Annotated in this window: 4 protein-coding genes; all 4 read right to left on the bottom strand. The window is 51.5% G+C overall.

All coding sequences use genetic code 11. The features are described 5' to 3' along the window. Positions 1-568: 568 nt before the first annotated feature. Positions 569-958: a late competence development ComFB family protein gene (locus tag AC0QH1_RS18640; RefSeq protein WP_324632767.1), complete on the bottom strand. Its 390-nt coding sequence runs from the start codon at positions 956-958 to the stop codon at positions 569-571. A 381-nt stretch (positions 959-1,339) separates the two neighbouring features. Beyond that, positions 1,340-1,870 carry a tetratricopeptide repeat protein gene (locus AC0QH1_RS18635; RefSeq protein ID WP_324632766.1) on the bottom strand — a complete coding sequence of 177 codons (531 nt, stop codon included), beginning with the start codon at positions 1,868-1,870 and terminating at the stop codon, positions 1,340-1,342. A 72-nt stretch (positions 1,871-1,942) separates the two neighbouring features. Then, entirely contained in the window at positions 1,943-2,782 is an 840-nt protein-coding gene (locus tag AC0QH1_RS18630; RefSeq protein WP_324632764.1) for a transporter substrate-binding domain-containing protein, read from the bottom strand. 4 nt (positions 2,783-2,786) lie between these two features. Next, positions 2,787-3,143 carry a 50S ribosomal protein L20 gene (gene rplT / locus AC0QH1_RS18625; protein ID WP_324632762.1) on the bottom strand — a complete coding sequence of 119 codons (357 nt, stop codon included), beginning with the start codon at positions 3,141-3,143 and terminating at the stop codon, positions 2,787-2,789. Between the last annotated feature and the right edge of the window lie 92 nt (positions 3,144-3,235).

Here is a 3,235-nt window from a genome sequence, read left to right as displayed (position 1 = left end):
AGCCGGTGCGTTGCGGCAGCTTGTAGATTGTCGTCTTTATTCTACATGGGTTTGAGCCGCAACGCACCCTACCGTGAGTAATTGATGATGGATAAATCAACTGGGATGACTCGATCGCTTACGATGGCTTTTTTCCTCGCTCTAGAAATGCCTACTCTCAAGATGACCAGCACCATCTTCATCAGCGACACAAGTAGTGATTCCTCTGGAAGCGTTGGGGATTGAATTGGATTTAAAAAATCAACAATTGAAGGTGTTGCCTGAAACTGCTATTGATACTTACTTGACGATTATGCAAGCAATTGTCTGAGTGGCGTGGAACGGCGATCGCTCTTCGGAGTTTGCTTAGCACTTTTAGTTTGACTATATTTAGTATAAAATTGCTTGAGAAAGCCGGAATCGGGAAGGGAAGGGAAGGGAATTGTCAATCCCACACAGAACTGTTGCGATCGCGGTTCCCTGGGAATTGCGATCGCGGTTTAAAGGAGAAAACGCTCGCTCCACTGCACTAATTGGCCAAAAAATGAGATGCTACCCTGTGGTCAATCCTGGCAATTATACCTGTTCGTTACTGATAGCGACGATAGGAGGCTATTCGTCGTCTCTTGTCAAGCTGGGCCTTTTTCGCCTCTGCCGCTTCCGAGTCAGGGGACTCCCACACTGGGGTCAGGGGATCGCGCTGGACTGCTGCGAGTCCCTGGCGGACTGCTTTTTCAATCTGAGGTTGTAACTTTTCGGCTTGTTGCTGCTGGAATTTCCATCCGCGATCGCTGGTGGCATAAAGGGCGGGCAGACGATTTAGGGCATAAGCCACCACCTGGGCGATGAGTTGCTGTGGATTGAGAGACATCAGCAGTCTCGGCGGCAATTGCCGGATCTGCCGTCGTGCTTCTTCAACCACTAGAGGTTCGATGGCATTGCGGTACAGTGGTATTGAGTTGGGGGGCATGTTTGGCATAAAATAGAATCTCCAAAGGGTTACATCTTTCCGGCAAGCGAGTTTCGCGGACAAGCATATTCTGGTGTGCTTGTGGTAATGATAACTTACCCTCTAGATGGGTGACATCTATCTAAATAGGTTTATGTGTTCACAAAATCTGGTGGCGGATTCACCCCAGGGCGATCGCGAGAGAATGGAGAATTGAGAATTACCGAGCGTCAATTCGTGCGATTCTGGGGGATTTGAGGCGTATTCCCCCGAGGGTCGGGTCGCCCCATCCTCGGGGGAAGGCTGAGCTGATGGGAGGTAGTGGGTGCCCGGGGAGGGATTGGGTTCACCTGTCAAATTGCGATCGCCCAAGCCCCCTCCCTTGGGAAATCCGATGTCAAAGTTTCGGCATTAAGCCGTGGTTGGGAGGCGCTTGCGGAGGGATTCAGCTCGTTTTTTAGCGGTTTGATTGTCCGGATCGAGCTTGAGCGCTTCTTCGTAAGCTTCCAATGCTTGAGCGGTTAATTTCTTGCGATCGTAAGCAAATGCCAAATTATTCCATGCGGTGACATATTCCGGGTAAAGCTTCAAGGCTTCCTTGTATTGCCGAACGGCGAGGTCGTACTGTTCCTGAGCCACGTAAGCATACCCGAGGCCATTATAAATCAACGCCTTGTTTTCATCTTCGATCTCCTCTTTGCATTTTAAAGCTTTTTGGAACTGGACGATCGCCTGGGTAAACAGTTTTTTATCTAAATAAATACTCCCGAGCTGGTAGTATTCTTGCGCCGTACCTTTTTCTTGACTGAGCTTTTTCTGTAACTTAGACAAGGTACTTTCCACCTTGCGGGTTTTAAACACTTGGCGCACCACCAAACCCGCCACCAGGGCGAGCAAAAAGATTAAAAAGGAGAGGTAAACCAGGGGAAGAGAGGTATTCATGGGATTAAATCTAACAAATTCGGCTAACTTTTCTGTATTTTATTATGAGATGAACTCACGTGGGTGACTCGTTCAATTTTGATTTTGGAAAGAGAGGGGGAACGGTAAGGTGTTGGGGGTTTCCAGCAGGGGTAAGCCCCAGTATTCAGCCCGTTCTTGGAGCCATCCTTCGGCTTGCCAGCGGGCGATCGCGCGATTGACGCGGGAGTGGAGTTCTTGGTACTGCAACCCTTTGGGCATCACAATGGCAAGGGGTTGAGCGGAAAAGCGCACCGGGATCTGTCGGTATTCGGGATACTGCTGCACCCACCCCGTCAGCACGGTGGCATCGGCGGCGAAAGCGCTGACGGTATTGGTTTCGAGCAGGGATAGGGCGTCTTGATAGGAGTTGACAGGCAGCAGTTTTGCCTGGGGAATTCTAAACTGCATCACGGGAAGGGTACTGGATGCGTTGAGAACGGCGATCGCTTTCCCGAATAAATCCGAGGGTTCGCGCACGGTGGGGTCGCGGGTGATGAGGGTAGCTCCGTCGAGGTAGTAGGGGAAACTAAAGTAGACGACGCGCGCTCGCGATGGCGTAGCGGTGACGCGGGCGATCGCCAGATCCACCTCACCGGAAATCACCACGGCGAGGCGATCGCGGTTTTGCACCGGTAGCAGTTCCACATCTTCGGAACTGCCCAATAACTCCTCCGCCAACCGACGAGCGATGTCGATTTCGAACCCTTGCAGGTTGCCGGTGCTGTCTGTAAATCCCAGGGGGCGGAGGTTATTTTTCACCGCTACGCGCAATTTACCGCGAGCGGCGATCGCCTCGAGTTCGGCGGCGCGAGTCTCCCCAACCCCGGAAAACAGGCAAAAGGCAAAAGAAATGAGGAAAATTCCAATCCTTTTGCCTTCTGAAGTCATCATCGGTTTATCCTTTGGCTTGATGTGCGAGTTCCATCACTTTGGAAAAGCCATCGGGGTCAAGTACCGCCATTTGCGCCAGCATCTTGCGGTTGAGATTGATATTGGCTTTTTTCAGCGAGCCAATGAGCTGACTGTAGCTCATGCCATGCTGACGGGCGGCGGCGTTAATCCGAGCGATCCACAAGCGGCGAAAATCGCGTTTGCGTTTGCGGCGATCGCGGTAGGCATTCCGCAGGGCTTTCATCACCTGTTGATTGGCACTGCGGAAGAGTTTCGAGTGAGATCCCCGATACCCTTTCGCCATTTTGAGAATTTTTTTGCGGCGTTTGCGAGCGACGTTCCCGCGTTTTACCCGTGTCATGATAACCTCCGATAAGTTTGGAAACCCCCGTGCTTTAGTCGGGGGAGGAAAAACGAACGTGCGGCTTTAGCCGCCGTCAAAACTATATTGAG

The sequence above is a fragment of the Phormidium sp. CCY1219 genome (genome assembly GCF_055795085.1).
This window is presented reverse-complemented; position numbering and strand designations above follow the sequence as displayed.